Source organism: Streptomyces sp. NPDC051907 (assembly GCF_040681075.1).
Classification (GTDB): Bacteria; Actinomycetota; Actinomycetes; order Streptomycetales; family Streptomycetaceae; genus Streptomyces.
This window is the reverse complement of the sequence record NZ_JBFAYB010000005.1, coordinates 105,755-132,215: the sequence shown is the minus strand read 5'-3', so window position 1 is coordinate 132,215 and position 26,461 is coordinate 105,755. Positions and strand designations below refer to the sequence as shown.

At 67.0% G+C, this 26,461-nt stretch carries 34 protein-coding genes; 33 read left to right on the top strand and 1 reads right to left on the bottom strand.

All coding sequences use genetic code 11. The features are described 5' to 3' along the window. Positions 1-30: 30 nt before the first annotated feature. The 5 genes from AB0M39_RS05470 (at position 31) to tuf (ending at position 8,666) form a co-directional block, all read left to right on the top strand. Positions 31-3,945 (top strand): DNA-directed RNA polymerase subunit beta', encoded by a 3,915-nt coding sequence (locus tag AB0M39_RS05470; RefSeq protein ID WP_365360416.1) that lies wholly within the window; start codon positions 31-33, stop codon positions 3,943-3,945. Between the two features lie 379 nt (positions 3,946-4,324). Then, positions 4,325-4,696, top strand: a complete 372-nt coding sequence (gene rpsL / locus AB0M39_RS05465) for a 30S ribosomal protein S12 (RefSeq protein WP_003948652.1) — start codon at positions 4,325-4,327, stop codon at positions 4,694-4,696. 2 nt (positions 4,697-4,698) lie between these two features. Further along, the gene (gene rpsG, locus AB0M39_RS05460; protein WP_147987673.1) at positions 4,699-5,169 is read left to right on the top strand and encodes a 30S ribosomal protein S7; all 471 of its coding nucleotides are present in this window, start codon (positions 4,699-4,701) and stop codon (positions 5,167-5,169) included. Positions 5,170-5,207: 38 nt separating this feature from the next. Further along, entirely contained in the window at positions 5,208-7,337 is a 2,130-nt protein-coding gene (gene fusA, locus AB0M39_RS05455; RefSeq protein WP_365360413.1) for an elongation factor G, read from the top strand. Between the two features lie 135 nt (positions 7,338-7,472). Continuing rightward, positions 7,473-8,666, top strand: a complete 1,194-nt coding sequence (tuf, locus tag AB0M39_RS05450) for an elongation factor Tu (RefSeq protein WP_365360411.1) — start codon at positions 7,473-7,475, stop codon at positions 8,664-8,666. Positions 8,667-8,820: 154 nt separating this feature from the next. Here tuf and AB0M39_RS05445 read toward each other — a convergent pair whose 3' ends face one another. Then, entirely contained in the window at positions 8,821-10,959 is a 2,139-nt protein-coding gene (locus tag AB0M39_RS05445) for a PIG-L family deacetylase (RefSeq protein WP_365360409.1), read from the bottom strand. A gap of 716 nt (positions 10,960-11,675) precedes the next feature. Between AB0M39_RS05445 and rpsJ the strand changes: the two genes are divergently transcribed. The 28 genes from rpsJ to rpsK all read left to right on the top strand — a co-directional run bounded on the left by rpsJ (position 11,676) and on the right by rpsK (position 26,398). Beyond that, entirely contained in the window at positions 11,676-11,984 is a 309-nt protein-coding gene (gene rpsJ / locus AB0M39_RS05440) for a 30S ribosomal protein S10 (protein WP_003948644.1), read from the top strand. A gap of 14 nt (positions 11,985-11,998) precedes the next feature. After that, a complete protein-coding gene (gene rplC, locus AB0M39_RS05435; RefSeq protein ID WP_351547860.1) occupies positions 11,999-12,643 on the top strand; it encodes a 50S ribosomal protein L3 in 645 nt (214 codons plus the stop codon). Between the two features lie 5 nt (positions 12,644-12,648). After that, a complete protein-coding gene (gene rplD / locus AB0M39_RS05430; RefSeq protein WP_365360407.1) occupies positions 12,649-13,302 on the top strand; it encodes a 50S ribosomal protein L4 in 654 nt (217 codons plus the stop codon). Continuing rightward, the gene (gene rplW / locus AB0M39_RS05425) at positions 13,302-13,625 is read left to right on the top strand and encodes a 50S ribosomal protein L23 (RefSeq protein WP_365360405.1); all 324 of its coding nucleotides are present in this window, start codon (positions 13,302-13,304) and stop codon (positions 13,623-13,625) included. Before rplD ends, rplW begins: the two co-directional genes overlap by 1 nt. Positions 13,626-13,664: 39 nt before the next feature. Beyond that, entirely contained in the window at positions 13,665-14,501 is an 837-nt protein-coding gene (gene rplB / locus AB0M39_RS05420) for a 50S ribosomal protein L2 (RefSeq protein WP_365360403.1), read from the top strand. A gap of 12 nt (positions 14,502-14,513) precedes the next feature. Next, on the top strand, positions 14,514-14,795 hold the full coding sequence (gene rpsS, locus AB0M39_RS05415; protein WP_030154697.1) for a 30S ribosomal protein S19: 282 nt from the start codon (positions 14,514-14,516) through the stop codon (positions 14,793-14,795). Between the two features lie 42 nt (positions 14,796-14,837). After that, positions 14,838-15,185: a 50S ribosomal protein L22 gene (rplV, locus tag AB0M39_RS05410; protein WP_135332555.1), complete on the top strand. Its 348-nt coding sequence runs from the start codon at positions 14,838-14,840 to the stop codon at positions 15,183-15,185. Continuing rightward, the gene (gene rpsC, locus AB0M39_RS05405) at positions 15,185-16,018 is read left to right on the top strand and encodes a 30S ribosomal protein S3 (protein WP_328397597.1); all 834 of its coding nucleotides are present in this window, start codon (positions 15,185-15,187) and stop codon (positions 16,016-16,018) included. Before rplV ends, rpsC begins: the two co-directional genes overlap by 1 nt. A gap of 5 nt (positions 16,019-16,023) precedes the next feature. Continuing rightward, the gene (gene rplP / locus AB0M39_RS05400; protein WP_189190333.1) at positions 16,024-16,443 is read left to right on the top strand and encodes a 50S ribosomal protein L16; all 420 of its coding nucleotides are present in this window, start codon (positions 16,024-16,026) and stop codon (positions 16,441-16,443) included. Further along, positions 16,443-16,667, top strand: coding sequence for a 50S ribosomal protein L29 (gene rpmC, locus AB0M39_RS05395; RefSeq protein ID WP_142214203.1), 225 nt, complete (start codon positions 16,443-16,445; stop codon positions 16,665-16,667). The genes rplP and rpmC overlap by 1 nt, the downstream gene beginning before the upstream one ends. Continuing rightward, entirely contained in the window at positions 16,667-16,975 is a 309-nt protein-coding gene (gene rpsQ, locus AB0M39_RS05390) for a 30S ribosomal protein S17 (protein WP_365360399.1), read from the top strand. Before rpmC ends, rpsQ begins: the two co-directional genes overlap by 1 nt. 128 nt (positions 16,976-17,103) lie before the next feature. Beyond that, a complete protein-coding gene (gene rplN, locus AB0M39_RS05385; RefSeq protein ID WP_003956455.1) occupies positions 17,104-17,472 on the top strand; it encodes a 50S ribosomal protein L14 in 369 nt (122 codons plus the stop codon). A 2-nt stretch (positions 17,473-17,474) separates the two neighbouring features. After that, positions 17,475-17,798: a 50S ribosomal protein L24 gene (gene rplX, locus AB0M39_RS05380; RefSeq protein WP_105868304.1), complete on the top strand. Its 324-nt coding sequence runs from the start codon at positions 17,475-17,477 to the stop codon at positions 17,796-17,798. Further along, complete coding sequence (gene rplE, locus AB0M39_RS05375; RefSeq protein ID WP_365360398.1) at positions 17,798-18,355, top strand: 50S ribosomal protein L5; 558 nt, start codon at positions 17,798-17,800, stop codon at positions 18,353-18,355. Before rplX ends, rplE begins: the two co-directional genes overlap by 1 nt. Positions 18,356-18,360: 5 nt before the next feature. Beyond that, positions 18,361-18,546 (top strand): type Z 30S ribosomal protein S14, encoded by a 186-nt coding sequence (locus AB0M39_RS05370; RefSeq protein WP_003956452.1) that lies wholly within the window; start codon positions 18,361-18,363, stop codon positions 18,544-18,546. A 208-nt stretch (positions 18,547-18,754) separates the two neighbouring features. Continuing rightward, positions 18,755-19,153: a 30S ribosomal protein S8 gene (gene rpsH / locus AB0M39_RS05365; protein ID WP_005313538.1), complete on the top strand. Its 399-nt coding sequence runs from the start codon at positions 18,755-18,757 to the stop codon at positions 19,151-19,153. Positions 19,154-19,174: 21 nt separating this feature from the next. Next, complete coding sequence (gene rplF, locus AB0M39_RS05360; protein WP_365360396.1) at positions 19,175-19,714, top strand: 50S ribosomal protein L6; 540 nt, start codon at positions 19,175-19,177, stop codon at positions 19,712-19,714. 3 nt (positions 19,715-19,717) lie between these two features. Next, complete coding sequence (gene rplR, locus AB0M39_RS05355; protein WP_365360394.1) at positions 19,718-20,101, top strand: 50S ribosomal protein L18; 384 nt, start codon at positions 19,718-19,720, stop codon at positions 20,099-20,101. Between the two features lie 46 nt (positions 20,102-20,147). Continuing rightward, positions 20,148-20,756, top strand: coding sequence for a 30S ribosomal protein S5 (rpsE, locus tag AB0M39_RS05350; protein WP_005481208.1), 609 nt, complete (start codon positions 20,148-20,150; stop codon positions 20,754-20,756). Next, entirely contained in the window at positions 20,756-20,938 is a 183-nt protein-coding gene (gene rpmD, locus AB0M39_RS05345; RefSeq protein WP_018550611.1) for a 50S ribosomal protein L30, read from the top strand. The genes rpsE and rpmD overlap by 1 nt, the downstream gene beginning before the upstream one ends. A 1-nt stretch (position 20,939) precedes the next feature. Next, complete coding sequence (rplO, locus tag AB0M39_RS05340) at positions 20,940-21,395, top strand: 50S ribosomal protein L15 (protein ID WP_142214197.1); 456 nt, start codon at positions 20,940-20,942, stop codon at positions 21,393-21,395. 252 nt (positions 21,396-21,647) lie between these two features. Then, the gene (gene secY, locus AB0M39_RS05335) at positions 21,648-22,967 is read left to right on the top strand and encodes a preprotein translocase subunit SecY (RefSeq protein WP_365360391.1); all 1,320 of its coding nucleotides are present in this window, start codon (positions 21,648-21,650) and stop codon (positions 22,965-22,967) included. Next, positions 22,967-23,632 carry an adenylate kinase gene (locus AB0M39_RS05330; protein ID WP_365360389.1) on the top strand — a complete coding sequence of 222 codons (666 nt, stop codon included), beginning with the start codon at positions 22,967-22,969 and terminating at the stop codon, positions 23,630-23,632. The genes secY and AB0M39_RS05330 overlap by 1 nt, the downstream gene beginning before the upstream one ends. A 162-nt stretch (positions 23,633-23,794) precedes the next feature. Further along, entirely contained in the window at positions 23,795-24,631 is an 837-nt protein-coding gene (gene map, locus AB0M39_RS05325) for a type I methionyl aminopeptidase (protein ID WP_365360387.1), read from the top strand. A 331-nt stretch (positions 24,632-24,962) separates the two neighbouring features. Further along, the gene (gene infA / locus AB0M39_RS05320) at positions 24,963-25,184 is read left to right on the top strand and encodes a translation initiation factor IF-1 (RefSeq protein WP_003956442.1); all 222 of its coding nucleotides are present in this window, start codon (positions 24,963-24,965) and stop codon (positions 25,182-25,184) included. Between the two features lie 62 nt (positions 25,185-25,246). Further along, complete coding sequence (gene rpmJ, locus AB0M39_RS05315) at positions 25,247-25,360, top strand: 50S ribosomal protein L36 (protein WP_003956441.1); 114 nt, start codon at positions 25,247-25,249, stop codon at positions 25,358-25,360. A gap of 186 nt (positions 25,361-25,546) precedes the next feature. Beyond that, positions 25,547-25,927, top strand: a complete 381-nt coding sequence (gene rpsM, locus AB0M39_RS05310; RefSeq protein ID WP_005313488.1) for a 30S ribosomal protein S13 — start codon at positions 25,547-25,549, stop codon at positions 25,925-25,927. A 66-nt stretch (positions 25,928-25,993) separates the two neighbouring features. Continuing rightward, positions 25,994-26,398: a 30S ribosomal protein S11 gene (gene rpsK, locus AB0M39_RS05305; RefSeq protein WP_003956432.1), complete on the top strand. Its 405-nt coding sequence runs from the start codon at positions 25,994-25,996 to the stop codon at positions 26,396-26,398. Positions 26,399-26,461 lie beyond the last annotated feature (63 nt).

The following is a 26,461-nucleotide window of genomic DNA, read 5'->3' as shown; positions in this document are numbered from 1 at the left end:
ACACGACCCCGAAAGAGGGATTGACGACAAGTGCTCGACGTCAACTTCTTCGACGAGCTGCGGATCGGCCTTGCCACCGCGGACGACATCCGACAGTGGTCGCACGGCGAGGTCAAGAAGCCGGAGACCATCAACTACCGCACGCTCAAGCCCGAGAAGGACGGACTCTTCTGCGAGAAGATCTTCGGTCCGACCCGGGACTGGGAGTGCTACTGCGGCAAGTACAAGCGTGTCCGCTTCAAGGGCATCATCTGTGAGCGCTGTGGCGTCGAGGTCACCCGCGCCAAGGTGCGCCGTGAGCGGATGGGCCACATTGAGCTGGCCGCTCCCGTCACCCACATCTGGTACTTCAAGGGCGTTCCGTCGCGTCTGGGCTACCTCCTCGACCTCGCGCCGAAGGACCTCGAGAAGGTCATCTACTTCGCCGCGTACATGATCACGTTCGTGGACGAGGAGCGTCGTACCCGCGACCTGCCGTCCCTGGAGGCCCACGTCTCCGTCGAGCGTCAGCAGGTCGAGAACCGTCGCGACGCCGACCTCGAGGCCCGTGCCAAGAAGCTCGAGACCGACCTGGCCGAGCTCGAGGCCGAGGGCGCCAAGGCCGATGTGCGCCGCAAGGTGCGCGAAGGCGCCGAGCGTGAGATGAAGCAGCTGCGCGACCGTGCGCAGCGCGAGATCGACCGTCTCGACGAGGTCTGGAGCCGCTTCAAGAACCTCAAGGTCCAGGACCTCGAGGGCGACGAGCTGCTCTACCGCGAGCTGCGTGACCGCTTCGGCACGTACTTCGACGGCTCGATGGGCGCCGCCGCGCTGCAGAAGCGCCTGGAGTCCTTCGACCTGGACGAGGAGGCCGAGCGCCTCCGCGAGATCATCCGCACCGGCAAGGGCCAGAAGAAGACCCGTGCGCTCAAGCGCCTGAAGGTCGTCTCCGCGTTCCTGCAGACCAGCAACAGCCCCAAGGGCATGGTGCTGGACTGCGTGCCGGTCATCCCGCCGGACCTGCGTCCGATGGTGCAGCTGGACGGTGGCCGCTTCGCGACCTCCGACCTGAACGACCTGTACCGCCGTGTGATCAACCGCAACAACCGCCTCAAGCGTCTCCTTGACCTCGGCGCCCCCGAGATCATCGTGAACAACGAGAAGCGGATGCTGCAGGAGGCCGTCGACGCGCTGTTCGACAACGGCCGCCGCGGTCGCCCGGTCACCGGTCCCGGCAACCGGCCCCTGAAGTCCCTCAGCGACATGCTGAAGGGCAAGCAGGGTCGATTCCGTCAGAACCTGCTCGGCAAGCGAGTCGACTACTCGGCGCGTTCCGTCATCGTCGTCGGCCCGCAGCTGAAGCTGCACCAGTGCGGTCTGCCCAAGGCCATGGCGCTGGAGCTCTTCAAGCCGTTCGTGATGAAGCGCCTGGTCGACCTGAACCACGCGCAGAACATCAAGTCGGCCAAGCGCATGGTCGAGCGCGGCCGCACCGTGGTGTACGACGTCCTCGAAGAGGTCATCGCCGAGCACCCGGTGCTGCTGAACCGTGCGCCCACGCTGCACCGCCTCGGCATCCAGGCCTTCGAGCCGCAGCTGGTCGAGGGCAAGGCCATCCAGATCCACCCGCTCGTCTGCACCGCGTTCAACGCGGACTTCGACGGCGACCAGATGGCCGTGCACCTGCCGCTCTCCGCGGAGGCGCAGGCCGAGGCCCGCATCCTGATGCTGTCCTCGAACAACATCCTGAAGCCGGCCGACGGCCGTCCGGTCACCATGCCGACCCAGGACATGGTGCTCGGTCTGTTCTTCCTCACGACCGACGAGGAAGAGCGCAAGGTCATCGGCGAGGGCCGGTCCTTCGGCTCCACGGCCGAGGCGATCATGGCGTTCGACGCCCGCGAGCTCTCGCTCCAGGCGAAGATCGACATCCGCTTCCCGGTGGGCACCATCCCGCCGCGCGGCTGGACCCCGCCGGCCGCCGAAGAGGGCGACGACTCCGTCGCGGCAGGCCCCTGGCAGCAGGGCGACTCGTTCCGTCTGCGCACCACCCTGGGCCGCGCGCTCTTCAACGAGCTGCTGCCCGAGGACTACCCGTTCGTCGACTACACGGTGGGCAAGAAGCAGCTCTCCGAGATCGTCAACGACCTGGCGGAGCGCTACCCCAAGGTCATCGTGGCGGCGACGCTCGACAACCTGAAGGCGGCCGGCTTCTACTGGGCGACCCGCTCGGGCGTCACCGTGGCCATCTCCGACATCGTGGTCCCCGACGCCAAGAAGGCGATCGTCAAGGGCTACGAGGACCAGGACGAGAAGGTCCAGAAGCAGTACGAGCGCGGTCTGATCACCAAGGAAGAGCGCACGCAGGAGCTCATCGCGATCTGGACCAAGGCGACCAACGAGGTCGCCGAGGCGATGAACGCGAACTTCCCGAAGACCAACCCGGTCTCCATGATGGTCAACTCGGGCGCCCGCGGAAACATGATGCAGATGCGTCAGATCGCCGGTATGCGTGGTCTGGTGTCGAACGCCAAGAACGAGACCATCCCGCGTCCGATCAAGGCGTCCTTCCGTGAGGGCCTGTCCGTGCTGGAGTACTTCATCTCCACGCACGGCGCCCGTAAGGGTCTGGCGGACACCGCCCTGCGTACCGCCGACTCGGGTTACCTGACCCGTCGACTGGTGGACGTCTCGCAGGACGTCATCATCCGCGAAGAGGACTGCGGCACCGACCGCGGCCTCAAGCTGCGGATCGCCGAGCGCGGCGCCGACGGCGTGCTGCGCAAGGCGGAGGACGTCGAGACCTCTGTGTACGCGCGCATGCTCGCCGAGGACGTCGTCGTCGACGGCAAGGTCATCGCGCCGGCCAACGTCGACCTGGGCGATGTGCTCATCGACGCGGTCGTCGCCGCGGGCGTCGAGGAGGTCAAGACCCGCTCGGTCCTGACCTGCGAGTCCGCGGTCGGCACGTGTGCGTACTGCTACGGCCGCTCGCTGGCCACCGGCAAGCTGGTCGACATCGGCGAGGCGGTCGGCATCATCGCCGCCCAGTCCATCGGCGAGCCCGGCACCCAGCTGACGATGCGTACCTTCCACACCGGTGGTGTGGCCGGCGACGACATCACCCAGGGTCTGCCCCGTGTCGTCGAGCTCTTCGAGGCTCGTACGCCCAAGGGCGTCGCCCCGATCTCGGAGGCGGCAGGCCGCGTCCGGATCGAGGAGACCGAGAAGACCAAGAAGCTCGTCGTCACCCCGGACGACGGCAGCGACGAGACGGCGTTCCCGATCTCGAAGCGCGCCCGTCTGCTGGTGGGCGAGGGCGACCACGTCGAGGTGGGCCAGAAGCTCACCGTGGGCGCCACGAACCCGCACGACGTGCTGCGGATCCTCGGTCAGCGCGCGGTCCAGGTCCACCTGGTCGGCGAAGTCCAGAAGGTCTACAACTCGCAGGGCGTGTCGATCCACGACAAGCACATCGAGATCATCATCCGGCAGATGCTGCGCCGTGTGACGATCATCGAGTCCGGCGACGCGGAGCTGCTGCCGGGCGAGCTCGTCGAGCGCTCGAAGTTCGAGACCGAGAACCGTCGTGTGGTCACCGAGGGCGGTCACCCCGCCTCCGGCCGTCCGCAGCTGATGGGTATCACCAAGGCCTCGCTGGCCACCGAGTCGTGGCTGTCGGCGGCGTCCTTCCAGGAGACGACCAGGGTCCTGACCGACGCGGCGATCAACGCCAAGTCGGACTCCCTGATCGGCCTCAAGGAGAACGTCATCATCGGTAAGCTCATCCCGGCCGGTACGGGCCTGTCCCGCTACCGCAACATCCGGGTGGAGCCCACCGAGGAGGCCAAGGCCGCGATGTACTCGGCCGTCGGCTACGACGACATCGACTACTCGCCGTTCGGCACCGGCTCCGGCCAGGCCGTCCCGCTGGAGGACTACGACTACGGTCCGTACAACCAGTAAGCGGTAGCAAACGTGTTCTCCCGGGGCCCGGCCCCGGGGGAGCACGCCACAGGGCGGTCTCCCCTCGCGGGGGAGGCCGCCCTGTTCTGGTATCCCCTGCGCGGTGCGGGGAAGTATGCTCGCGGGCCGGTGTGTCCTGCGCGTGTGCATTTGTTTTGACCGGAGCCGATGCGGTAGGTACGCTCTGTCCTTGTGCCTGGGGTGTGCCTGGGCTCGTGTGCGTGTCCTCAGCCGCACGGCGAGCCTGAAGAATCGGCCACCGCAATCTGCGCCTTCTCCGCCTGGCGGCGGGGGCCTGCAGTATTCGACACACCCGACCGCGTGGGTCGGCGACGTTCCAGGTTAGTTTCACATACGGCACACAGAAACCGGAGAAGTAGTGCCTACGATCCAGCAGCTGGTCCGGAAGGGCCGGCAGGACAAGGTCGAGAAGAACAAGACGCCCGCACTCGAGGGTTCCCCTCAGCGTCGTGGCGTCTGCACGCGTGTGTTCACGACCACCCCCAAGAAGCCGAACTCGGCCCTGCGTAAGGTCGCGCGTGTGCGTCTGACCTCTGGCATCGAGGTCACGGCTTACATCCCGGGTGAGGGACACAACCTGCAGGAGCACTCCATCGTGCTCGTGCGTGGTGGCCGTGTGAAGGACCTGCCGGGTGTTCGCTACAAGATCATCCGCGGTTCCCTGGACACCCAGGGCGTCAAGAACCGCAAGCAGGCCCGCAGCCGCTACGGCGCCAAGAAGGAGAAGTAAGAATGCCTCGTAAGGGCCCTGCCCCGAAGCGCCCGGTCATCATCGACCCGGTTTACGGTTCTCCTCTGGTGACCTCGCTCATCAACAAGATTCTGCTCAACGGCAAGCGTTCCACCGCTGAGCGCATCGTCTACGGCGCCATGGAAGGCCTCCGCGAGAAGACCGGCGCAGACCCGGTCATCACGCTGAAGCGCGCCCTCGAGAACGTCAAGCCCTCTCTCGAGGTCAAGTCCCGCCGTGTCGGTGGCGCCACCTACCAGGTGCCGATCGAGGTCAAGCCCGGTCGCGCTGCCACCCTCGCGCTGCGCTGGGTCGTCGGCTACTCCCGCGCCCGCCGCGAGAAGACCATGACCGAGCGCCTCATGAACGAACTGCTCGACGCCTCCAACGGCCTCGGCGCTTCGGTCAAGAAGCGTGAGGACACGCACAAGATGGCCGAGTCCAACAAGGCCTTCGCGCACTACCGCTGGTAGTCGCTACCCACATCGAGACCGAGAGAAGATTGAGCCTTATGGCCACCACTTCGCTTGACCTGGCCAAGGTCCGCAACATTGGGATCATGGCCCACATCGACGCGGGCAAGACGACGACCACCGAGCGCATCCTGTTCTACACCGGTGTGAGCTACAAGATCGGTGAGGTCCACGACGGCGCTGCCACGATGGACTGGATGGAGCAGGAGCAGGAGCGCGGCATCACGATCACGTCCGCCGCGACGACCTGTCACTGGCCGCTCGAGGACGTCGATCACACCATCAACATCATCGACACCCCGGGCCACGTCGACTTCACCGTCGAGGTGGAGCGTTCGCTGCGCGTGCTCGACGGTGCCGTGACGGTGTTCGACGGTGTCGCCGGCGTCGAGCCGCAGTCCGAGACTGTCTGGCGTCAGGCGGACCGCTACGGCGTTCCGCGTATCTGCTTCGTCAACAAGCTCGACCGCACCGGCGCCGAGTTCCACCGCTGCGTCGACATGATCGTGAACCGCCTCGGCGCGACCCCGATCGTGATGCAGCTGCCGATCGGCGCCGAGGCCGACTTCAAGGGCGTCGTCGACCTCGTTCGTATGAAGGCCCTGGTGTGGTCCGCTGAGGCCACCAAGGGCGAGATGTACGACGTCGTCGACATCCCGGCCACGCACGCCGAGGCCGCCGAGGAGTGGCGCGGCAAGCTGGTCGAGACCGTCGCGGAGAACGACGAAGAGATCATGGAGCTGTACCTCGAGGGCCAGGAGCCTTCCGAGGAGCAGCTGTACGCCGCGATCCGTCGTATCACCATTGCCTCCGGCAAGGGCGGCGGCGAGACCACGGTCACCCCCGTGTTCTGCGGCACCGCGTTCAAGAACAAGGGCGTCCAGCCCCTGCTCGACGCCGTTGTGCGCTACCTCCCCTCGCCCCTGGACGTCGAGGCCATCGAGGGCCACGACGTCAAGGACGCGGAGAAGGTCGTCTCGCGCAAGCCGTCCGAGGCCGAGCCGCTGTCGGCGCTCGCCTTCAAGATCGCGAGCGACCCGCACCTCGGCAAGCTCACCTTCATCCGGGTCTACTCGGGTCGCCTGGAGGCCGGCACCTCGGTGCTGAACTCCGTCAAGGGCAAGAAGGAGCGCATCGGCAAGATCTACCGTATGCACGCGAACAAGCGTGAGGAGATCGAAGCCGTGGGCGCCGGCGACATCGTCGCCGTCATGGGCCTGAAGCAGACCACCACCGGTGAGACGCTGTGCGACGAGAAGAACCCGGTGATCCTGGAGTCCATGGACTTCCCGGCGCCGGTCATTCAGGTCGCGATCGAGCCCAAGTCCAAGGGCGACCAGGAGAAGCTGGGTGTCGCCATCCAGCGTCTCGCGGAGGAGGACCCCTCCTTCCAGGTCCACTCGGACGAGGAGACCGGCCAGACCATCATCGGTGGTATGGGCGAGCTTCACCTCGACGTGCTCGTCGACCGTATGCGCCGCGAGTTCAAGGTCGAGGCGAACGTCGGCAAGCCGCAGGTCGCGTACCGCGAGACGATCCGCAAGGCCGTCGAGCGTCACGACTACACCCACAAGAAGCAGACCGGTGGTACCGGTCAGTTCGCCAAGGTGCAGATCGCGATCGAGCCCATCGAGGGCGGCGACGCCTCGTACGAGTTCGTGAACAAGGTCACCGGTGGCCGTGTCCCCAAGGAGTACATCCCCTCGGTGGACGCGGGCGCTCAGGAGGCCATGCAGTTCGGCATCCTGGCCGGCTACGAGATGACGGGCGTTCGCGTCACGCTTCTCGACGGCGGCTACCACGAGGTCGACTCGTCCGAGCTCGCGTTCAAGATCGCCGGTTCGCAGGCCTTCAAGGAGGCCGCGCGCAAGGCATCGCCCGTGCTCCTCGAGCCGATGATGTCCGTCGAGGTCACCACGCCCGAGGACTACATGGGCGAGGTCATCGGCGACATCAACTCCCGCCGTGGCCAGATCCAGGCCATGGAGGAGCGCAGCGGCGCTCGCGTCGTGAAGGGCCTCGTGCCCCTCTCGGAGATGTTCGGCTACGTCGGAGACCTCCGCAGCAAGACCTCGGGTCGCGCAAGCTACTCGATGCAGTTCGACTCCTACGCCGAGGTTCCCCGGAACGTCGCCGAGGAGATCATCGCGAAGGCCAAGGGCGAGTAGCTCTTCCGAGTCCACGCTTTAGGCTTGACACCATCCGCCGGGGTTCGAACCCGGGCCCCGGCGGCTGGCTTCCCAGCAAAGATCACCTGGCGCCGATGAGTAAGGCGTACAGAACCACTCCGTAGGAGGACCCCAGTGGCGAAGGCGAAGTTCGAGCGGACTAAGCCGCACGTCAACATCGGCACCATCGGTCACATCGACCACGGTAAGACGACCCTCACGGCCGCCATTACCAAGGTGCTGCACGACGCGTACCCGGACCTGAACGAGGCCTCGGCCTTCGACCAGATCGACAAGGCTCCTGAGGAGCGCCAGCGCGGTATCACCATCTCCATCGCGCACGTCGAGTACCAGACCGAGTCGCGTCACTACGCCCACGTCGACTGCCCCGGTCACGCGGACTACATCAAGAACATGATCACGGGTGCGGCGCAGATGGACGGCGCCATCCTCGTGGTCGCGGCCACCGACGGCCCGATGCCGCAGACCAAGGAGCACGTGCTCCTGGCCCGCCAGGTCGGCGTTCCGTACATCGTCGTCGCCCTGAACAAGGCCGACATGGTGGACGACGAGGAGATCCTGGAGCTCGTCGAGCTCGAGGTGCGTGAGCTCCTCTCCGAGTACGAGTTCCCGGGCGACGACCTGCCGGTCGTCAAGGTCTCGGCGCTCAAGGCTCTCGAGGGCGACAAGGAGTGGGGCCAGTCGGTCCTGAACCTGATGGCCGCCGTCGACGAGGCGATCCCGCAGCCCGAGCGCGACGTCGACAAGCCGTTCCTGATGCCGATCGAGGACGTCTTCACGATCACCGGTCGTGGCACCGTCGTCACCGGTCGTATCGAGCGTGGTGTCCTCAAGGTCAACGAGACCGTCGACATCGTCGGCATCAAGACCGAGAAGACCACCACCACGGTCACCGGCATCGAGATGTTCCGCAAGCTGCTCGACGAGGGCCAGGCCGGTGAGAACGTCGGTCTGCTCCTCCGTGGCATCAAGCGCGAGGACGTCGAGCGCGGCCAGGTCATCATCAAGCCCGGTTCGGTCACGCCGCACACCGAGTTCGAGGCCCAGGCCTACATCCTGTCGAAGGACGAGGGTGGCCGTCACACCCCGTTCTTCAACAACTACCGCCCGCAGTTCTACTTCCGTACCACGGACGTGACCGGCGTCGTGACCCTCCCCGAGGGCACCGAGATGGTCATGCCGGGCGACAACACCTCCATGAGCGTCGCGCTGATCCAGCCCGTCGCGATGGAGGAGGGCCTCAAGTTCGCCATCCGTGAGGGTGGCCGGACCGTCGGCGCCGGCCAGGTCGTCAAGATCACCAAGTAATTGCTGATCGCTTGACCTGGTAGCTCCCTGAGCTGCAAGGAGGGCCCCGCACCGAGAGGTGCGGGGCCCTTTGCGTTGTCGGCGGTGGCGGTGGCGGTGGCGGTGGCGGCGGCGGTGAGGTGCGCTGTGCTGCGCCGCCGCCCGTGGGTTCGGCTCAGCCGGCGGTCTCGGTCTCCGGCCACCAGAGCCAGGGGTGCGCGTCCGGCCCCAGGCCCACGACGGAGGCCTGCGAGCCCGCTATGTGCAGCGCCGGGGCGTCCAGGGACAGCGCGCCCGTGCTGCGGGTCAACAGCTTCCCGGCGAAGCGCAGTTGGACCTGTCCGCGCAGATCCCGGCCGAGGAGCACCGCGCCGTTCTTGCCCGCGGCGCCCGCGCTGACCGGCCCGTAGCCCTCGAAGCGCACATCGGGCAGCCGCGAGCCGTCCGAGCCGACGACCGTCAGCTTCGGGGAGGCCGTGCCGCGTCCGTCGTCGGGCGTCTCCTGGGTCCAGGGCCGCTCCTCGCGGTACAGCAGCCGTACGCGGCCGGCCTCGTCGGCGAGCGCGGCGGGGGAGTCGACGGCGAGGGGCAGCGGCGCGCCCTGCTGATGGGCGAGAGGCTGCCCGGGGGCGCTCTGCGTCCAGTGGTGGACGGCGGTGTGGCCGGCGGCGAAGAGGTGGACCCGCCCGGCGCCGTCCACCAGCGTGGTCAGGCCGTCCTGGATCTCCTCGCCCGCCAGGTCCTGCCAGCCGCTCCAACGCCCGTCGGCGGCGCGCACGCGGGTGCTGACACGTTTATCCGCGTTCCGTACGAACAGATGCACCCGGCCGTCGGGGGCGGCGACCGCCACGGGGACGCCGATGCGCCGCCCGCGGTCGGCGCCGCGCTCCGGGTTGCCGAGCCCCTGCCAGGCCAGGAAGGGCCCGCCGGGGGAGCGCTGCTCCAGGAGGACGATCTCGCGCTCGTTGGCGCCCCCATGGCCGCTGACGGCCGCGAAGCGCAGGCCGAACAGGAGCTGCCGGCCGTCCGCGAGGGCCGCCGCGCCGAGGGCGGGCGCGAGCGGTCCGCCGCCGAGGTCCTCCGGGTCGCCCCAGCGGCCGCTGTCCCGTGCGGTCTCCTGCCAGCGGACGGCGCGCAGCCCGAGGACGCCATAGGCGGCGCGCCGGCCGTCGGCCTGGGCGGCGACGGTCAGACGGGCCCCCGGGTAGCGGTAGTGGGTGGAGCGGACCCAGCCCTTCTTGTTCTTCAGGGGCCGGGTGCCGCCGACGTTGTAGTCGCCGCAGCCGCCCGCGTTGCCGCAGTCCCAGGAGGCGTCGCCGCCGTACGGGACGAGCGGCGCGGCCTTCCGCTTGAGCACGCTCGGAGGCAGGTTCTTGGGCCAGTGGCGGTTGTAGTAGCCGCGGAAGGAGGTCGCGACGAAGGCGGGCATGCGGCCGCCCTCCTGGGTCGCCTCGCCCACCCAGCTGACCATGGCGGCCCAGCTGAAGCAGGCGACGGCGGTGTGGTCGGCGTGGTCGGAGTAGCCGCGCTGCTCGCTGTCCTTCTTTCGGGTGGTCTCGTCGCTGTGCTGGATGTCCGGGTCGGGGTCCAGGGTCTGGACGACGGTCGGCCGGTAGCGGTCCATCAGCCCGACGAGGACGTCGACGAGCTGGTCGTAGTCGTACGACCCCGCCTTGCGCACGGGCGAGTCGTCGGCGACGACGGTACGGAGGTTGAGCGCCCGGTCCTTCCAGAGGCTGGGCAGGCCCATCCGGCCGCCGCGGGCCGTGTGCATGGCGAGGTTGAGGAAGATCAGCTCGACGCGGCGGGCGCCGTTGGCGAGGGTGTTGATCTCGGCTCGCTGGTCGCCGCGGAGGGTGGCCACGCCCTTCTGCCACTCGGTGTACTTGGGCAGTCCGAGCAGGGTGGCGTACGCCTGGCGCAGTCCCTGGTGGCGGGCGGAGGAGTACGCGGTCTTGTCGGAGGCGGGCCTCGGCCGGCCGGGGGCCTTGTTGACGCCGTCGGCCTCGCCGGCGGTGACGTACACGCAGACGAGGGGGACCCCGGAGTCCAGCATCTGCTGGGTGTCCGGGTTCATGAAGTACAGGTCGTCGTCGGGGTGCGCCAGGATCTGCATCAGCTGGGCGCGCCGGGAGTTGGATATCGGTATCCCGGGCGCGGGATCGGCGGTGGGGGTGGACCGGCGGGGCGCGGGCACCGAGCACGAGACGAGCGCGGCCCCCGCGGCCACGGCGGCGGCCCCGGCCACCACCCCACGCCGGCTGGGTCCCTTCGAACGCGCTGAGGCCTCTCCCCGGGCATGCGCGATATGCATCTGTCGTGCTCCGTCCGCTCCGCTCGCAGCGGGCAGACAGGCCCCCCATGCTGCGTACAGTGAAACTTCCCCGTATGCGCGGACGGGCTGGTCAGAGCCGTTCCGCGGTCAACAAGACGGGGAATGACGGCGCGAGGTTGCCTCGGCGCACGCCGATGTCGCACGGACGACACGGCGATGCCACGCGGACGACGCGGCGCGGTGGTGCGGGGAGGGGGACGCCTGCGAGGGCGGGGCGACGGCGGGGCGCAGCTGCGACGGGCGGGATGATCGTCGATCTTCGGCCAGCATGATCGTCGATCTTCGGCGCGCTCGGTGGTTCGCTCGGGGCGGCGTGGGGTACTCTCTCCGGCTCGATTGGCCAGGCTAGTGCCCCATATGGCACACTAGCCAGGTTGCTCGGTTGAGTGCCGATGCTGCGCGCCTCCCGCCGGGAGGACCGGAAGCGAGTCCCACAGTACTCGTCGTCATCTATCGCCCCAGGCGGGATGGCGGACGTACGGGAATCTTCCGGGAAGTGTCAGCGGGGTACCGACCAGGCACTCGGTGGGTGTTCTTCCCCCGATGCGCGGCTTAGGCCCGCACCCCCTTGGTTGGGAAATCCTTCGGGAGATCTACGTAGAGGGAGTGCGACACGCCCGACCGCGTGGGTCGGAGAAGAATGCAGGACTCGCCGAGTTCCAGAGCGTTACGAGAGACAGGACTACTGAGTAGCCATGGCGGGACAGAAGATCCGCATTCGGCTCAAGGCCTACGACCACGAAGTCATCGACTCTTCGGCGAAGAAGATCGTCGAGACGGTGACGCGCACTGGTGCGTCGGTCGCTGGCCCGGTGCCGCTGCCCACTGAGAAGAACGTGTACTGCGTCATCAAGTCGCCGCACAAGTACAAGGACTCGCGCGAGCACTTCGAGATGCGCACGCACAAGCGCCTGATCGACATCCTCGACCCGACGCCCAAGACCGTTGACTCGCTGATGCGCCTGGACCTTCCGGCCGGCGTTGACATCGAGATCAAGCTCTGAGAGGCGCGGAAGAGATGGCAAAGCAGATCAAGGGCGTCCTGGGCGAGAAGCTCGGCATGACCCAGGTCTGGGACGAGAACAACCGTGTCGTCCCGGTGACCGTTGTCAAGGCCGGGCCCTGTGTCGTCACCCAGGTCCGTACGAATGACTCCGACGGCTACGAGTCGGTCCAGATCGCCTTCGGCGAGATCGACCCGCGCAAGGTGAACAAGCCCCTCAAGGGCCACTTCGCCAAGGCCGACGTGACCCCCCGCCGCCACCTGGTGGAGCTCCGCACCTCCGACGCCAGCGAGTACACGCTCGGCCAGGAGATCACTGCCGAGGTGTTCGAGTCCGGCGTCAAGGTCGACGTCACGGGCAAGAGCAAGGGCAAGGGCTTCGCCGGTGTCATGAAGCGTCACAACTTCAAGGGCCTCGGCGCCGGTCACGGTACCCAGCGCAAGCACCGCTCTCCCGGCTCCATCGGTGGCTGCGCCACCCCGGGCCGTGTGTTCAAGGGCCTCCGCATGGCGGGCCGTATGGGCAACGAGCGGGTCACCACCCAGAACCTGACCGTTCACGCCGTTGACGCGGAGAAGGGCCTGCTCCTGATCAAGGGCGCGGTTCCTGGTCCCAACGGCGGCCTGGTCCTGGTCCGCACTGCGGCCAAGGGGGCCTGAGGACTATGAGCACCATTGACATTCTGTCGCCCGCAGGCGACAAGACCGGGACCGTTGAGCTCCCGGCCGAGATCTTCGACGCCAAGGTCAGCATCCCGCTGATCCACCAGGTCGTCGTCGCGCAGCTGGCCGCCGCCCGTCAGGGCACGCACAAGGTCAAGACGCGTGGCGAGGTCCGCGGTGGTGGCAAGAAGCCGTACCGCCAGAAGGGCACCGGCCGCGCCCGTCAGGGCTCGACCCGCGCTCCGCAGTTCGCCGGCGGTGGCGTCGTCCACGGCCCGCAGCCGCGTGACTACTCGCAGCGGACCCCGAAGAAGATGAAGGTCGCTGCTCTGCGCGGCGCCCTCACCGACCGGGCCCGTAACGCTCGCATCCACGTCGTCTCCGGCGTGGTCGAGGGAGACATCTCCACCAAGGCCGCCAAGACGCTGTTCGGCAAGATCTCGGAGCGCAAGAACCTGCTCCTGATCGTCGAGCGCTCGGACGAGGCCGCGTGGCTGTCTGCCCGCAACCTGCCCCAGGTGCACATCCTGGAGCCGGGCCAGCTGAACACGTACGACGTGATGCGATCCGACGACGTGGTCTTCACTCAGGCCGCCCTCGAGTCCTTCGTGTCCGGTGGCCCCAAGGCCGTTGAGACCGAAGGGAGCGAGGCCTGATGTCTGAGGCCACGATCACCAGCAAGACCTTCTCGGACCCGCGCGACGTTCTCGTCAAGCCGGTCGTCTCCGAGAAGAGCTACGCCCTGCTGGACGAGAACAAGTACACGTTCATCGTCGCGCCCGGCTCCAACAAGACCCAGATCAAGCAGGCCGTCGAGGCGGTCTTCTCGGTCAAGGTCACCGGGGTCAACACGATCAACCGCCAGGGCAAGCGCAAGCGCACCCGCACCGGTTTCGGCAAGCGCGCCAACACCAAGCGCGCCATCGTGACCCTTGCCGAGGGCGACCGTATCGACATCTTCGGCGGCCCGACCTCCTGACGGAGGTCGAGTCGTCCGGAATCGGACGAGGACTGAGAAATGGGTATCCGCAAGTACAAGCCGACGACCCCGGGCCGTCGTGGCTCCAGCGTCGCCGACTTTGTCGAGATCACGCGGTCCACGCCGGAGAAGTCGCTGGTCCGCCCCCTGCACAGCAAGGGCGGCCGTAACAACACCGGTCGTGTGACCGTCCGTCACCAGGGCGGTGGCCACAAGCGCGCCTACCGCCTGATCGACTTCCGTCGCCACGACAAGGACGGCGTGCCGGCCAAGGTCGCTCACATCGAGTACGACCCCAACCGCACCGCGCGCATCGCGCTCCTGCACTACGCGGACGGCGAGAAGCGCTACATCATCGCGCCCAAGGGTCTGCGTCAGGGCGACCGTGTCGAGAACGGCCCGGCCGCCGACATCAAGCCCGGCAACAACCTGGCGCTGCGCAACATCCCGGTCGGTACGACCATCCACGCCATCGAGCTGCGGCCCGGCGGCGGCGCGAAGTTCGCCCGTTCCGCGGGCGCCTCCGTGCAGCTGCTGGCGAAGGAGGGCACCATGGCCCACCTTCGTATGCCGTCCGGCGAGATCCGGCTGGTCGACGCCCGCTGCCGCGCCACGATCGGCGAGGTCGGCAACGCCGAGCAGTCGAACATCAACTGGGGCAAGGCCGGCCGTATGCGCTGGAAGGGCGTTCGCCCGACCGTCCGCGGTGTCGCGATGAACCCGGTTGACCACCCGCACGGTGGTGGTGAGGGCAAGACCTCCGGTGGTCGCCACCCGGTCTCCCCGTGGGGTCAGAAGGAGGGTCGTACTCGCTCGCCGAAGAAGGCATCGAGCAAGTACATCGTCCGCCGCCGCAAGACGAACAAGAAGCGCTAGGAGCGGGTTTAGATGCCGCGCAGTCTCAAGAAGGGGCCCTTCGTCGACGGACACCTCGTAAAGAAGGTGGACGCCCAGAACGAAGCCGGCACCAAGAACGTCATCAAGACCTGGTCCCGTCGCTCGATGATCATCCCGGCCATGCTCGGCCACACGATCGCGGTGCACAACGGCAAGACCCACGTCCCGGTGTTCGTCACCGAGTCGATGGTCGGCCACAAGCTCGGCGAGTTCTCGCCGACTCGCACCTTCCGCGGCCACGTCAAGGACGACCGGAAGTCGAAGCGCCGCTAACGGCGGGGTGGAACGACTATGACTTACACCGAAGGGACAACCATGGAAGCCAGGGCCCAGGCGCGGTACATCCGCGTCACGCCCATGAAGGCCCGCCGCGTGGTGGACCTCATCCGTGGCATGGATGCCACGGAGGCTCAGGCGGTCCTGCGTTTCGCCCCGCAGGCCGCGAGCGTGCCGGTTGGCAAGGTGCTGGACAGCGCCATCGCCAACGCTGCACACAACTACGACCACTCGGACGCCTCTTCGCTGTTCATCAGCGAGGCGTTTGTGGACGAGGGCCCGACCCTGAAGCGGTTCCGTCCGCGTGCCCAGGGCCGTGCCTACCGGATCCGTAAGCGGACCAGCCACATCACCGTGGTCGTCAGCAGCAAGGAAGGAACCCGGTAATGGGCCAGAAGGTAAACCCGCACGGGTTCCGGCTCGGCATCACCACGGACTTCAAGTCCCGGTGGTACGCCGACAAGCTGTACAAGGACTACGTCAAGGAAGACGTCGCCATCCGTCGGATGATGACGTCCGGCATGGAGCGCGCCGGCATCTCGAAGGTTGAGATCGAGCGCACCCGTGACCGCGTGCGGGTGGACATCCACACCGCGCGTCCCGGCATCGTCATCGGCCGCCGTGGCGCCGAGGCCGACCGCATCCGCGGCGACCTCGAGAAGCTCACGGGCAAGCAGGTCCAGCTGAACATCCTCGAGGTCAAGAACCCCGAGGTCGACGCTCAGCTCGTGGCCCAGGCCGTTGCCGAGCAGCTGTCCTCCCGCGTCTCCTTCCGTCGGGCCATGCGCAAGAGCATGCAGTCCGCCATGAAGGCCGGCGCCAAGGGCATCAAGATCCAGTGTGGCGGCCGTCTCGGCGGCGCCGAGATGTCCCGCTCGGAGTTCTACCGCGAGGGTCGTGTGCCGCTGCACACGCTGCGCGCGAACGTCGAGTACGGCTTCTTCGAGGCCAAGACCACCTTCGGCCGCATCGGCGTGAAGGTCTGGATCTACAAGGGCGACGTCAAGAACATCGCCGAGGTCCGCGCCGAGAACGCCGCTGCCCGCGCCGGCAACCGCCCGGCCCGTGGCGGCGCTGACCGCCCGGCCGGCCGTGGTGGCCGCGGTGGCGAGCGTGGCGGCCGCGGTCGCAAGCCGCAGCAGGCTCCGGCTGCCGAGGCCCCCAAGGCCGACGCTCCCGCCGCCGCTCCGGCTGCTGAGAGCACCGGAACGGAGGCCTGACCGAAATGCTGATCCCCCGTAGGGTCAAGCACCGCAAGCAGCACCACCCCAAGCGTCGCGGAATGGCGAAGGGTGGTACGACGGTTGCGTTCGGCGAGTACGGCATTCAGGCCCTGACTCCGGCGTACGTGACCAACCGCCAGATCGAAGCGGCTCGTATTGCGATGACCCGCCACATCAAGCGTGGCGGCAAGGTCTGGATCAACATCTACCCGGACCGTCCGCTGACCAAGAAGCCCGCCGAGACCCGCATGGGCTCCGGTAAGGGTTCCCCGGAGTGGTGGGTTGCGAACGTGCACCCGGGCCGGGTCATGTTCGAGCTGTCCTACCCGAACGAGAAGATTGCGCGTGAGGCTCTCACTCGTGCAGCGCACAAGCTGCCGATGAAGTGCCGGATCGTCAAGCGCGAGGCAGGTGAAGCGTGATGTCGACCGGTACCAAGGCGTCGGAGCTGCGCGAGCTGGGCAACGAGGAGCTTGTTGCCAAGCTCCGCGAGGCCAAGGAAGAGCTGTTCAACCTCCGCTTTCAGGCGGCGACCGGTCAGCTCGAGAACCACGGCCGTCTGAAGGCGGTCCGTAAGGACATCGCCCGGATCTACACCCTGATGCGCGAGCGCGAGCTGGGCATCGAGACGGTGGAGAGCGCCTGATGAGCGAGAGCAACGTGACTGAGAACACTGCGAACACCAGCGCCGCCGGCGCGGACTCGCGCGGATTCCGCAAGACCCGTGAGGGTCTGGTCGTCAGCGACAAGATGGACAAGACCGTCGTCGTCGCTGTCGAGGACCGTGTGAAGCACGCGCTGTACGGCAAGGTCATCCGCCGTACGAACAAGCTCAAGGCCCACGACGAGCAGAACGCTGCGGGCGTCGGCGACCGTGTCCTCCTCATGGAGACCCGGCCGCTGTCCGCGACGAAGCGCTGGCGCGTCGTCGAGATCCTCGAGAAGGCCAAGTAGGCAGTTCCCGCAAGGGAGCTCCCAATGATCAGTGCCTGAGGGGTTTCCCTCAGGTCAGTTCCGCCAGGCTCGGCGGGAGTCGCTGACGCGGCTCCCGCCGGGAACCGGCAGACAAACAGGAGATAGACGTGATCCAGCAGGAGTCGCGACTTCGCGTCGCCGACAACACTGGTGCCAAGGAGATCCTTTGCATCCGTGTTCTCGGTGGCTCGGGTCGCCGCTACGCGGGCATCGGTGACGTCATCGTCGCCACCGTCAAGGACGCGATCCCCGGTGGCAACGTGAAGAAGGGTGACGTCGTCAAGGCGGTCATCGTTCGCACCGTCAAGGAGCGCCGCCGCCAGGACGGCTCGTACATCCGCTTCGACGAGAACGCCGCTGTCATTCTGAAGAACGACGGCGACCCTCGCGGCACCCGTATCTTCGGCCCGGTGGGCCGTGAGCTGCGCGAGAAGAAGTTCATGAAGATCATCTCGCTCGCGCCGGAGGTGCTGTAAGCATGAAGATCAAGAAGGGCGACCTGGTACAGGTCATCACCGGCAAGGACAAGGGCAAGCAGGGCAAGGTCATCGCGGCCTTCCCCCGCGAGGACCGCGTCCTGGTCGAGGGTGTCAACCGGGTCAAGAAGCACACGAAGGCCAACCAGCCGGGTCGTGCCTCGCAGGCCGGCGGCATCGTCACCACTGAGGCCCCCATCCACGTGAGCAACGTTCAGCTCGTCGTGGAGAAGGACGGCAATAAGGTCGTGACCCGCGTCGGATACCGCTTCGACGACGAGGGCAACAAGATCCGCGTTGCCAAGCGGACGGGTGAGGACATCTGATGGCTACCACCACCACTCCGCGTCTGAAGACGAAGTACCGCGAGGAGATCACGGGCAAGCTGCGTGAGGAGTTCTCCTACGAGAACGTCATGCAGGTTCCCGGCCTCGTCAAGATCGTGGTCAACATGGGTGTGGGCGACGCCGCCCGCGACTCCAAGCTGATCGAGGGCGCCATCCGCGACCTCACCACGATCACCGGCCAGAAGCCGGCCGTCACCAAGGCCCGCAAGTCCATCGCGCAGTTCAAGCTGCGCGAGGGCCAGCCGATCGGCGCGCACGTCACGCTCCGTGGCGACCGCATGTGGGAGTTCCTGGACCGCACCCTGTCGCTCGCGCTTCCGCGCATCCGCGACTTCCGTGGTCTGTCCCCCAAGCAGTTCGACGGCCGTGGCAACTACACCTTCGGTCTCACGGAGCAGGTCATGTTCCACGAGATCGACCAGGACAAGATCGACCGCGTCCGGGGTATGGACATCACCGTGGTCACCACGGCGACCAACGACGACGAGGGCCGCGCCCTCCTTCGTCACCTCGGCTTCCCGTTCAAGGAGGCGTAAGCGAGATGGCGAAGAAGGCTCTTATTGCCAAGGCTGCTCGTAAGCCCAAGTTCGGTGTGCGCGCGTACACCCGCTGCCAGCGCTGCGGCCGTCCGCACTCCGTGTACCGCAAGTTCGGCCTGTGCCGCGTGTGCCTTCGTGAGATGGCTCACCGTGGCGAGCTGCCGGGCGTGACCAAGAGCTCCTGGTAGTCCCTTCTCAGGGATGACCGGAGTCTCTCGGTAAGCAAAGGGTTGGCGGAGGCCCGATCCCTCATGGCGTAGGCTAGGAGGGTTGGGCGTCCGCCGCCCGTACGACTTACTACGCCGTAGGTCCCCGCGCCGCACCCGTCCCGCCCCTGTGTGGGGAGAGGGATGGCGCATACAGGAAACCCCGGCGAGAGAGGCCGAAGGCCAATTCATGACCATGACTGATCCGATCGCAGACATGCTTACGCGTCTGCGGAACGCGAACTCGGCATACCACGACTCTGTCGTGATGCCGCACAGCAAGATCAAGTCGCACATCGCGGAGATCCTCCAGCAGGAGGGCTTCATCACCGGCTGGAAGGTCGAGGACGCCGAGGTCGGCAAGAACCTCGTCCTGGAGCTGAAGTTCGGCCCGAACCGTGAGCGTTCGATCGCCGGCATCAAGCGCATCTCCAAGCCGGGTCTGCGCGTTTACGCGAAGTCCACCAACCTGCCGAAGGTTCTCGGCGGCCTGGGCGTGGCGATCATCTCCACGTCCCACGGTCTCCTGACCGGCCAGCAGGCGCAGAAGAAGGGCGTGGGTGGGGAAGTCCTCGCCTACGTCTGGTAGTCGGGAACGGAGGAATAGCCAATGTCGCGAATCGGCAAGCTCCCCATTCAGGTTCCCGCCGGTGTGGACGTCACCATCGATGGCCGCACGGTCGCGGTGAAGGGCCCCAAGGGCTCCCTCACCCACACCGTCGCCGCGCCGATCGAGGTCTCCAAGGGTGAGGACGGCGTTCTGAACGTCGTCCGCCCGAACGACGAGCGTCAGAACAAGGCCCTGCACGGCCTGTCCCGCACGCTGGTGGCGAACATGATCACCGGTGTGACCCAGGGATACGTCAAGGCGCTCGAGATCAGCGGTGTCGGTTACCGCGTCGCCGCGAAGGGCTCCAACCTGGAGTTCCAGCTCGGCTACAGCCACCCGATCCTGGTGGAGGCGCCCGAGGGCATCTCCTTCAAGGTCGAGTCGCCGACCAAGTTCTCGGTCGAGGGCATCGACAAGCAGAAGGTCGGCGAGGTCGCCGCGAACATCCGCAAGCTGCGCAAGCCCGACCCGTACAAGGCCAAGGGCGTCAAGTACGCGGGCGAGGTCATCCGCCGCAAGGTCGGAAAGGCGGGTAAGTAAGCCATGGCATACGGTGTAAAGATCGCCAAGGGCGACGCGTACAAGCGCGCCGCCATCAAGCGACGTCACATCCGCGTCCGCAAGCACATCTCCGGCACGCCGGAGCGCCCGCGCCTGGTCGTGACGCGCTCCAACCGCAACATCGTGGCGCAGGTCATCGACGACATCGCGGGCCACACGCTCGCGTCGGCGTCGACCCTGGACAGCTCGATCCGCGGTGGCGAGGGCGACAAGAGCGCCCAGGCCAAGCAGGTCGGCGCGCTCGTGGCCGAGCGTGCGAAGGCCGCCGGTGTCGAGGCTGTCGTGTTCGACCGTGGTGGCAACAGGTACGCCGGGCGCATTGCCGCTCTGGCTGACGCCGCCCGCGAAGCCGGGCTGAAGTTCTGAGCCCCGGTTCCGGGACTAACGGACGTAACAGAGAGAGGTAAATCCAATGGCTGGACCCCAGCGCCGCGGAAGCGGTGCCGGTGGCGGCGAGCGGCGGGACCGGAAGGGCCGCGACGGTGGCGCCGCTGCCGCCGAGAAGACCGCGTACGTTGAGCGCGTTGTCGCGATCAACCGCGTCGCCAAGGTTGTCAAGGGTGGTCGTCGCTTCAGCTTCACCGCGCTCGTCGTGGTCGGAGACGGCGACGGCACGGTAGGCGTCGGCTACGGCAAGGCCAAGGAGGTGCCGGCCGCCATCGCCAAGGGTGTTGAGGAGGCCAAGAAGCACTTCTTCAAGGTCCCCCGTATCCAGGGCACCATCCCGCACCCCATCACGGGCGAGAAGGCCGCGGGCGTCGTCCTGCTCAAGCCTGCTTCCCCCGGTACCGGTGTTATCGCCGGTGGCCCGGTGCGCGCCGTGCTCGAGTGCGCCGGCGTTCACGACATCCTGTCGAAGTCGCTCGGCTCGTCCAACGCGATCAACATCGTGCACGCGACCGTGGCGGCCCTCAAGGGCCTGCAGCGTCCCGAGGAGATCGCGGCTCGCCGTGGTCTGCCCCTCGAGGACGTCGCCCCCGCGGCTCTGCTTCGTGCTCGTGCGGGAGCGGGTGCTGCGTAATGGCCCGCCTCAAGATCACGCAGACGAAGTCGTACATCGGCAGCAAGCAGAACCACCGCGACACCCTGCGTTCGCTCGGGCTCAAGCGCCTGCACGACGTGGTTGTCAAGGAGGACCGTCCCGAGTTCCGCGGCATGGTGCACACCGTCCGTCACCTCGTTACGGTCGAGGAGGTCGACTGACATGGCGGAGAACAACCCGCTGAAGGTCCACAACCTCCGGCCCGCCCCGGGCGCCAAGACCGCCAAGACCCGTGTGGGTCGTGGTGAGGCGTCCAAGGGTAAGACCGCAGGTCGTGGTACCAAGGGCACCAAGGCCCGTTACCAGGTTCCGGAGCGCTTCGAGGGTGGGCAGATGCCCCTCCACATGCGTCTCCCGAAGCTCAAGGGCTTCAAGAACCCGTTCCGCACCGAGTACCAGGTCGTGAACCTGGACAAGCTCGGCGCTCTCTACCCCGAGGGTGGAGAGGTCACGGTGGCCGACCTGGTCGCCAAGGGCGCGGTGCGCAAGAACAGCCTCGTCAAGGTCCTGGGCCAGGGCGAGATCTCCGTGGCGCTGCAGGTGACGGTCGACGCCGTCTCCGGCTCCGCCAAGGAGAAGATTGCCGCTGCCGGCGGCACCGTCACCGAGCTCGTCTGAGACGAGTTCAGTGGCTGAAAGCTGAAAACCGACCGGGGATGCCTCCCAAAAGGGGCATCCCCGGTTGGTCGTTCCTAGGGGGGCACTGTCGCCGGTAAGGTGGCGTGCACTGTTGCTGTTAAACCTAGGGGGTTTCCGCCCCTTGACCGTGCGGTCCGCGCCTACCGGGACCGTACGGGTTTGCCTATACGTATTCGTCGATCCTCAAGACCGTCACCTCTACGCAGTAGCGCGGGGGTCGCAGGAGGCACCGTGCTCACCGCGTTCGCCCGGGCGTTCAAGACGCCCGACCTGCGCAAGAAGCTGCTCTTCACGCTCGCCATCATCGTGCTGTACCGACTCGGGTCGCACATCCCGGTGCCAGGCGTCAGCTACCAGAACGTACAGATCTGCGTCGATCAGGCCTCGAAGGGCAACAACGGCCTCTTCGGCCTGGTCAACATGTTCAGTGGCGGAGCGCTGCTGCAGATCACGATCTTCGCGCTGGGCATCATGCCGTACATCACGGCAAGCATCATCCTGCAGCTGCTGACCGTGGTCATCCCGCGGCTGGAGGCCCTCAAGAAGGAGGGCCAGTCCGGCACGGCCAAGATCACGCAGTACACGCGCTATCTGACGGTCGCCCTCGCCGTGCTGCAGGGCACGGGCCTGGTGGCCACCGCCCGCTCCGGAGCGCTGTTCAGCACCTGCTCCGTGGGCAGCCAGATCGTTCCCGACCGCTCGATCTTCACCACCATCGTCATGGTGGTGACCATGACCGCGGGCACCGCGGCCGTCATGTGGCTCGGCGAGCTGATCACCGACCGCGGCATCGGCAACGGCATGTCGATCCTGATGTTCATCTCGATCGCCGCCGGCTTCCCGGGCGCGCTGTGGGCCATCAAGGAGAGCGGCAAGCTCGCCAAGGGCTGGATCGAGTTCGGCACGGTCATCCTGATCGGCTTTGTGATGGTCGGGCTCGTCGTCTTCGTCGAGCAGGCCCAGCGCCGTATCCCGGTGCAGTACGCGAAGCGCATGATCGGCCGGCGGTCCTACGGCGGAACGTCGACCTACATCCCGCTCAAGGTGAACCAGGCGGGTGTGATTCCCGTCATCTTCGCCTCGTCGCTGCTCTACATCCCGGCGCTGGTCGCCCAGTTCTCCAACTCGCAATCCGGCTGGAAGACTTGGATCGAGCAGCACTTCGTCAAGGGTGACCACCCCTACTACATCGCGACGTACTTCCTACTGATCGTGTTCTTCGCGTTCTTCTACGTGGCGATCTCGTTCAACCCCGAGGAAGTCGCCGACAACATGAAGAAGTATGGTGGCTTCATCCCGGGTATCCGGGCAGGTCGACCTACTGCCGAGTATCTGAGCTACGTGCTCAACAGGATCACTTGGCCGGGCTCGCTGTACCTGGGTCTGATCGCTCTTGTCCCGACGATGGCGTTGGCAGGCTTCGGCGGCGCGAACCAGAACTTCCCGTTCGGCGGGACGAGCATCCTCATCATCGTGGGTGTGGGTCTGGAGACCGTGAAGCAGATCGAGAGCCAGCTCCAGCAGCGCAATTACGAAGGGTTCCTCCGCTGATGCGAATCGTCCTCGTCGGACCGCCCGGTGCCGGCAAGGGTACGCAGGCTGCGTACCTTGCCAAGAACCTGTCGATCCCGCACATCTCCACGGGCGACCTCTTCCGCGCCAACATCAGTCAGGGCACGGAGCTCGGCAAGCAGGCCAAGGCGTTCATGGACGCCGGGAACCTGGTGCCGGACGAGGTCACCATCGGGATGGCCAAGGACCGCATGGAGAAGCCCGACGCCGAGAACGGCTTCCTGCTGGACGGCTTCCCGCGGAACGTCTCCCAGGCCGAGGCCCTGGACGAGATGCTCAAGGCCGAGGGCATGAAGCTGGACGCCGTCCTCGACCTGGAGGTCCCGGAGGAAGAGGTCGTCAAGCGGATCGCCGGTCGCCGGATCTGCCGCAACGACAGTGCGCACGTCTTCCACGTGACGTACAACCCGCCGAAGGCGGAGGGCGTCTGCGACGCGTGCGGCGGCGAGCTGTACCAGCGCGACGACGACTCCGAGGAGACCGTGCGCAAGCGGCTCGAGGTCTACCACACGCAGACCGAGCCGATCATCGACTACTACAAGGCCCAGGGCCTGGTGGTCACCATCTCCGCGATGGGCAAGGTCACCGAGGTGACGGCCCGGGCCATGGAGGCGCTGCAGAGGGACAAGGCCGCGCAGGCCTGATCCGTAGGCAGCACGCAATCTGTGAAGAGTACGGCCGCGGTGTCCTACGGGCGCCGCGGCCGTATTGTTGAGTAGCCCGCTTTCCGAGCGGCCCCCGTGCAGTTCCCGTCAGTTCCCGTCGTGCAGTTCCCGTCGTGCCGAGCCAGAAAGGCGCCAGCCGCAATGGTGCAGATCAAGACCCCCGAGCAGATCGCGAAGATGCGTGAGGCGGGACTGGTCGTCGCCGCCATCCACGCGGCGACCCGTGAGGCCGCGGTGCCGGGCGCCACGACGAAGGATCTGGACGAGGTCGCGCGCAAGGTGATCGCCGACCACGGGGCGAAGTCGAACTTCCTGGGCTACGGCGGGTTCCCCGCGACTATCTGCACCTCGGTCAACGAGGTCGTCGTCCACGGCATCCCGGACGAGAAGACCGTGCTGAAGGACGGCGACGTCATCTCGATCGACGCGGGCGCGATCGTGGACGGCTGGCACGGCGACGCGGCCTACACCGCGTTCGTCGGCAGCGGTCACGCTCCGGAGCTCCTCGAGCTCTCCCGGGTGACCGAGGAGTCGATGTGGGCCGGCATCGCGGCCATGAAGAACGGCAACCGGCTCATCGACGTCTCCCGCGCCATCGAGGGCTACATCCGCCGCCAGCCGCGGCCGGCCTCGGGCAAGTACGGGATCATCGAGGAGTACGGCGGCCACGGCATCGGCACCGAGATGCACATGGACCCGCATCTGCTGAACTACGTCTCCAAGAAGCGCGGCCGCGGGCCGAAGCTGGTCCCGGGCTTCTGCCTGGCGATCGAGCCGATGGTCTCCCTGGGCACGCCGCACACCGAGGTGCTCCAGGACGACTGGACCGTGATCACCACGGACGGCACCTGGTCCTCGCACTGGGAGCACTCGGTGGCGCTGACGGAGGACGGCCCGCTGGTGCTGACCGCCGTGGACGGCGGCAAGGCGAAGCTGGCGGAGCTGGGCGTGACGGCGGCGCCGGACCCGCTCGCCTGAGCGAGGCCCGCCACGGACCCCCGCCCCGGACCTCGCAGCGGACCCCGCGAGCCGCACACCGTCGCTCGCGTCCCCCGAGGTCCGGGCTCCCGCCCTCCGGCCCCGCGCCCGAGCCCTTCGCCGCCGCGGCGGGGCCCTCGGCCCCGCCGCCCGGACGGCGGCTCCAAGAGCGCGCGGCCCGCACGGCGTAACGATCACCCTGAGTGGGCAAACTTGCCTGATTCGTCTTTTCGAGTGGCCTGACGTAGACTGATGCGTCGGCTCTCGTGTACCCGTGTGTCTACGTGCGTATGTGAGAGTCGATCAAGGTAGCCGATTCGAAAGGCGAAGCGTGGCCAAGAAGCAAGGTGCCATCGAAATTGAGGGCACCGTGATCGAGTCCCTCCCGAACGCCATGTTCAAGGTGGAACTCCAGAACGGTCACAAAGTCCTCGCGCACATCTCCGGCAAGATGCGTATGCACTACATCCGCATCCTCCCGGACGACCGGGTCGTCGTGGAGCTCTCCCCGTACGACCTGACGCGTGGCCGGATCGTCTACCGGTACAAGTAGATCTTGCCCGCACCCCGCCTCCGCGCGCGGGTGGTGGCACTGACCCGGAGAACCTCACACCCATGAAGGTCAAGCCGAGCGTCAAGAAGATCTGCGACAAGTGCAAGGTGATCCGCCGTCACGGCCGGGTCATGGTCATCTGCGACAACCTGCGCCACAAGCAGCGCCAGGGCTGACGCACGCCGACCGACCTGCATTTCGCAGTTCTTCGCGCGACGCAAGCAATACGTACATACGCAGAGCCCGCCCAGCCCGCAAGGGTCGGCGGCACCTCCGGCGGGGGCCGGGGACCTGATTCGTACCTCATACGGCGAATGAGGAGCGGCTTTGCGGAAGACCCCCGAACACACAGGAGCCATTGAATGGCACGCGTTTCCGGTGTTGACATCCCGCGCGAAAAGCGTGTGGAGATCGCACTCACCTACGTCTTCGGTATCGGGCGCACCCGGTCCAAGGAGATCCTCGCCTCCACCGGCGTGAACCCGAACACCCGCGTTCGCGACCTGGCCGAAGAGGACCTGGTCAAGATCCGCGAGTACGTGGACGCCAACCTCCAGACCGAGGGCGACCTCCGCCGCGAGATCCAGGGCGACATCCGCCGCAAGATCGAGATCCAGTGCTACCAGGGCATCCGCCACCGTCGTGGCCTGCCCGTGCACGGACAGCGGACCAGCACGAACGCCCGTACCCGCAAGGGCCCGCGTCGCGCCATCGCCGGCAAGAAGAAGCCGGGCAAGAAGTAGTCCTCAGCGGACGCTTGACCACGCGGTCTTCGCTGTAGGACCGACCACCTCCCGTAGGAGATATAGATGCCCCCCAAGGGTCGTCAGGGCGCTGCCAAGAAGGTGCGCCGCAAGGAAAAGAAGAACGTCGCTCACGGCCACGCGCACATCAAGAGCACGTTCAACAACACGATCGTCTCGATCACGGACCCCTCGGGCAACGTGATCTCCTGGGCCTCCGCCGGCCACGTCGGCTTCAAGGGCTCGCGCAAGTCCACCCCCTTCGCCGCGCAGATGGCCGCCGAGTCGGCCGCCCGCCGCGCGCAGGAGCACGGCATGCGCAAGGTCGACGTCTTCGTCAAGGGTCCCGGCTCCGGCCGTGAGACCGCGATCCGCTCCCTCCAGGCCACCGGCCTCGAGGTCGGCTCGATCCAGGACGTCACCCCCACCCCGCACAACGGCTGCCGCCCCCCGAAGCGTCGCCGCGTCTGACCCCCCGCGGGTCTGACTTCTCGGGCGGTACGGCGCTTCGGCGTCGTATCGCCCGTACCCTTG

What these genes read in the sequence shown, in the direction of transcription:
- rpsC (WP_328397597.1), top strand. Translation starts at nt 15,185, where the DNA reads ATGGGCCAGAAGGTAAACCCGCACGGGTTCCGGCTCGGCATCACCACG.
- fusA (WP_365360413.1), top strand. Translation starts at nt 5,208, where the DNA reads ATGGCCACCACTTCGCTTGACCTGGCCAAGGTCCGCAACATTGGGATC.
- rplF (WP_365360396.1), top strand. Translation starts at nt 19,175, where the DNA reads ATGTCGCGAATCGGCAAGCTCCCCATTCAGGTTCCCGCCGGTGTGGAC.
- AB0M39_RS05370 (WP_003956452.1), top strand. Translation starts at nt 18,361, where the DNA reads ATGGCGAAGAAGGCTCTTATTGCCAAGGCTGCTCGTAAGCCCAAGTTC.
- rplD (WP_365360407.1), top strand. Translation starts at nt 12,649, where the DNA reads ATGAGCACCATTGACATTCTGTCGCCCGCAGGCGACAAGACCGGGACC.
- rpsJ (WP_003948644.1), top strand. Translation starts at nt 11,676, where the DNA reads ATGGCGGGACAGAAGATCCGCATTCGGCTCAAGGCCTACGACCACGAA.
- rplP (WP_189190333.1), top strand. Translation starts at nt 16,024, where the DNA reads ATGCTGATCCCCCGTAGGGTCAAGCACCGCAAGCAGCACCACCCCAAG.
- map (WP_365360387.1), top strand. Translation starts at nt 23,795, where the DNA reads ATGGTGCAGATCAAGACCCCCGAGCAGATCGCGAAGATGCGTGAGGCG.
- rplX (WP_105868304.1), top strand. Translation starts at nt 17,475, where the DNA reads ATGAAGATCAAGAAGGGCGACCTGGTACAGGTCATCACCGGCAAGGAC.
- rpsK (WP_003956432.1), top strand. Translation starts at nt 25,994, where the DNA reads ATGCCCCCCAAGGGTCGTCAGGGCGCTGCCAAGAAGGTGCGCCGCAAG.
- rplW (WP_365360405.1), top strand. Translation starts at nt 13,302, where the DNA reads ATGTCTGAGGCCACGATCACCAGCAAGACCTTCTCGGACCCGCGCGAC.
- rplC (WP_351547860.1), top strand. Translation starts at nt 11,999, where the DNA reads ATGGCAAAGCAGATCAAGGGCGTCCTGGGCGAGAAGCTCGGCATGACC.
- AB0M39_RS05445 (WP_365360409.1), bottom strand. Translation starts at nt 10,959, where the DNA reads ATGCATATCGCGCATGCCCGGGGAGAGGCCTCAGCGCGTTCGAAGGGA.
- rplV (WP_135332555.1), top strand. Translation starts at nt 14,838, where the DNA reads ATGGAAGCCAGGGCCCAGGCGCGGTACATCCGCGTCACGCCCATGAAG.
- rpsE (WP_005481208.1), top strand. Translation starts at nt 20,148, where the DNA reads ATGGCTGGACCCCAGCGCCGCGGAAGCGGTGCCGGTGGCGGCGAGCGG.
- rpsM (WP_005313488.1), top strand. Translation starts at nt 25,547, where the DNA reads ATGGCACGCGTTTCCGGTGTTGACATCCCGCGCGAAAAGCGTGTGGAG.
- rpmC (WP_142214203.1), top strand. Translation starts at nt 16,443, where the DNA reads ATGTCGACCGGTACCAAGGCGTCGGAGCTGCGCGAGCTGGGCAACGAG.
- rpsG (WP_147987673.1), top strand. Translation starts at nt 4,699, where the DNA reads ATGCCTCGTAAGGGCCCTGCCCCGAAGCGCCCGGTCATCATCGACCCG.
- rplE (WP_365360398.1), top strand. Translation starts at nt 17,798, where the DNA reads ATGGCTACCACCACCACTCCGCGTCTGAAGACGAAGTACCGCGAGGAG.
- rpmJ (WP_003956441.1), top strand. Translation starts at nt 25,247, where the DNA reads ATGAAGGTCAAGCCGAGCGTCAAGAAGATCTGCGACAAGTGCAAGGTG.
- AB0M39_RS05330 (WP_365360389.1), top strand. Translation starts at nt 22,967, where the DNA reads ATGCGAATCGTCCTCGTCGGACCGCCCGGTGCCGGCAAGGGTACGCAG.
- rpsH (WP_005313538.1), top strand. Translation starts at nt 18,755, where the DNA reads ATGACCATGACTGATCCGATCGCAGACATGCTTACGCGTCTGCGGAAC.
- rplB (WP_365360403.1), top strand. Translation starts at nt 13,665, where the DNA reads ATGGGTATCCGCAAGTACAAGCCGACGACCCCGGGCCGTCGTGGCTCC.
- rpsS (WP_030154697.1), top strand. Translation starts at nt 14,514, where the DNA reads ATGCCGCGCAGTCTCAAGAAGGGGCCCTTCGTCGACGGACACCTCGTA.
- rpsQ (WP_365360399.1), top strand. Translation starts at nt 16,667, where the DNA reads ATGAGCGAGAGCAACGTGACTGAGAACACTGCGAACACCAGCGCCGCC.
- rpmD (WP_018550611.1), top strand. Translation starts at nt 20,756, where the DNA reads ATGGCCCGCCTCAAGATCACGCAGACGAAGTCGTACATCGGCAGCAAG.
- rplO (WP_142214197.1), top strand. Translation starts at nt 20,940, where the DNA reads ATGGCGGAGAACAACCCGCTGAAGGTCCACAACCTCCGGCCCGCCCCG.
- rplR (WP_365360394.1), top strand. Translation starts at nt 19,718, where the DNA reads ATGGCATACGGTGTAAAGATCGCCAAGGGCGACGCGTACAAGCGCGCC.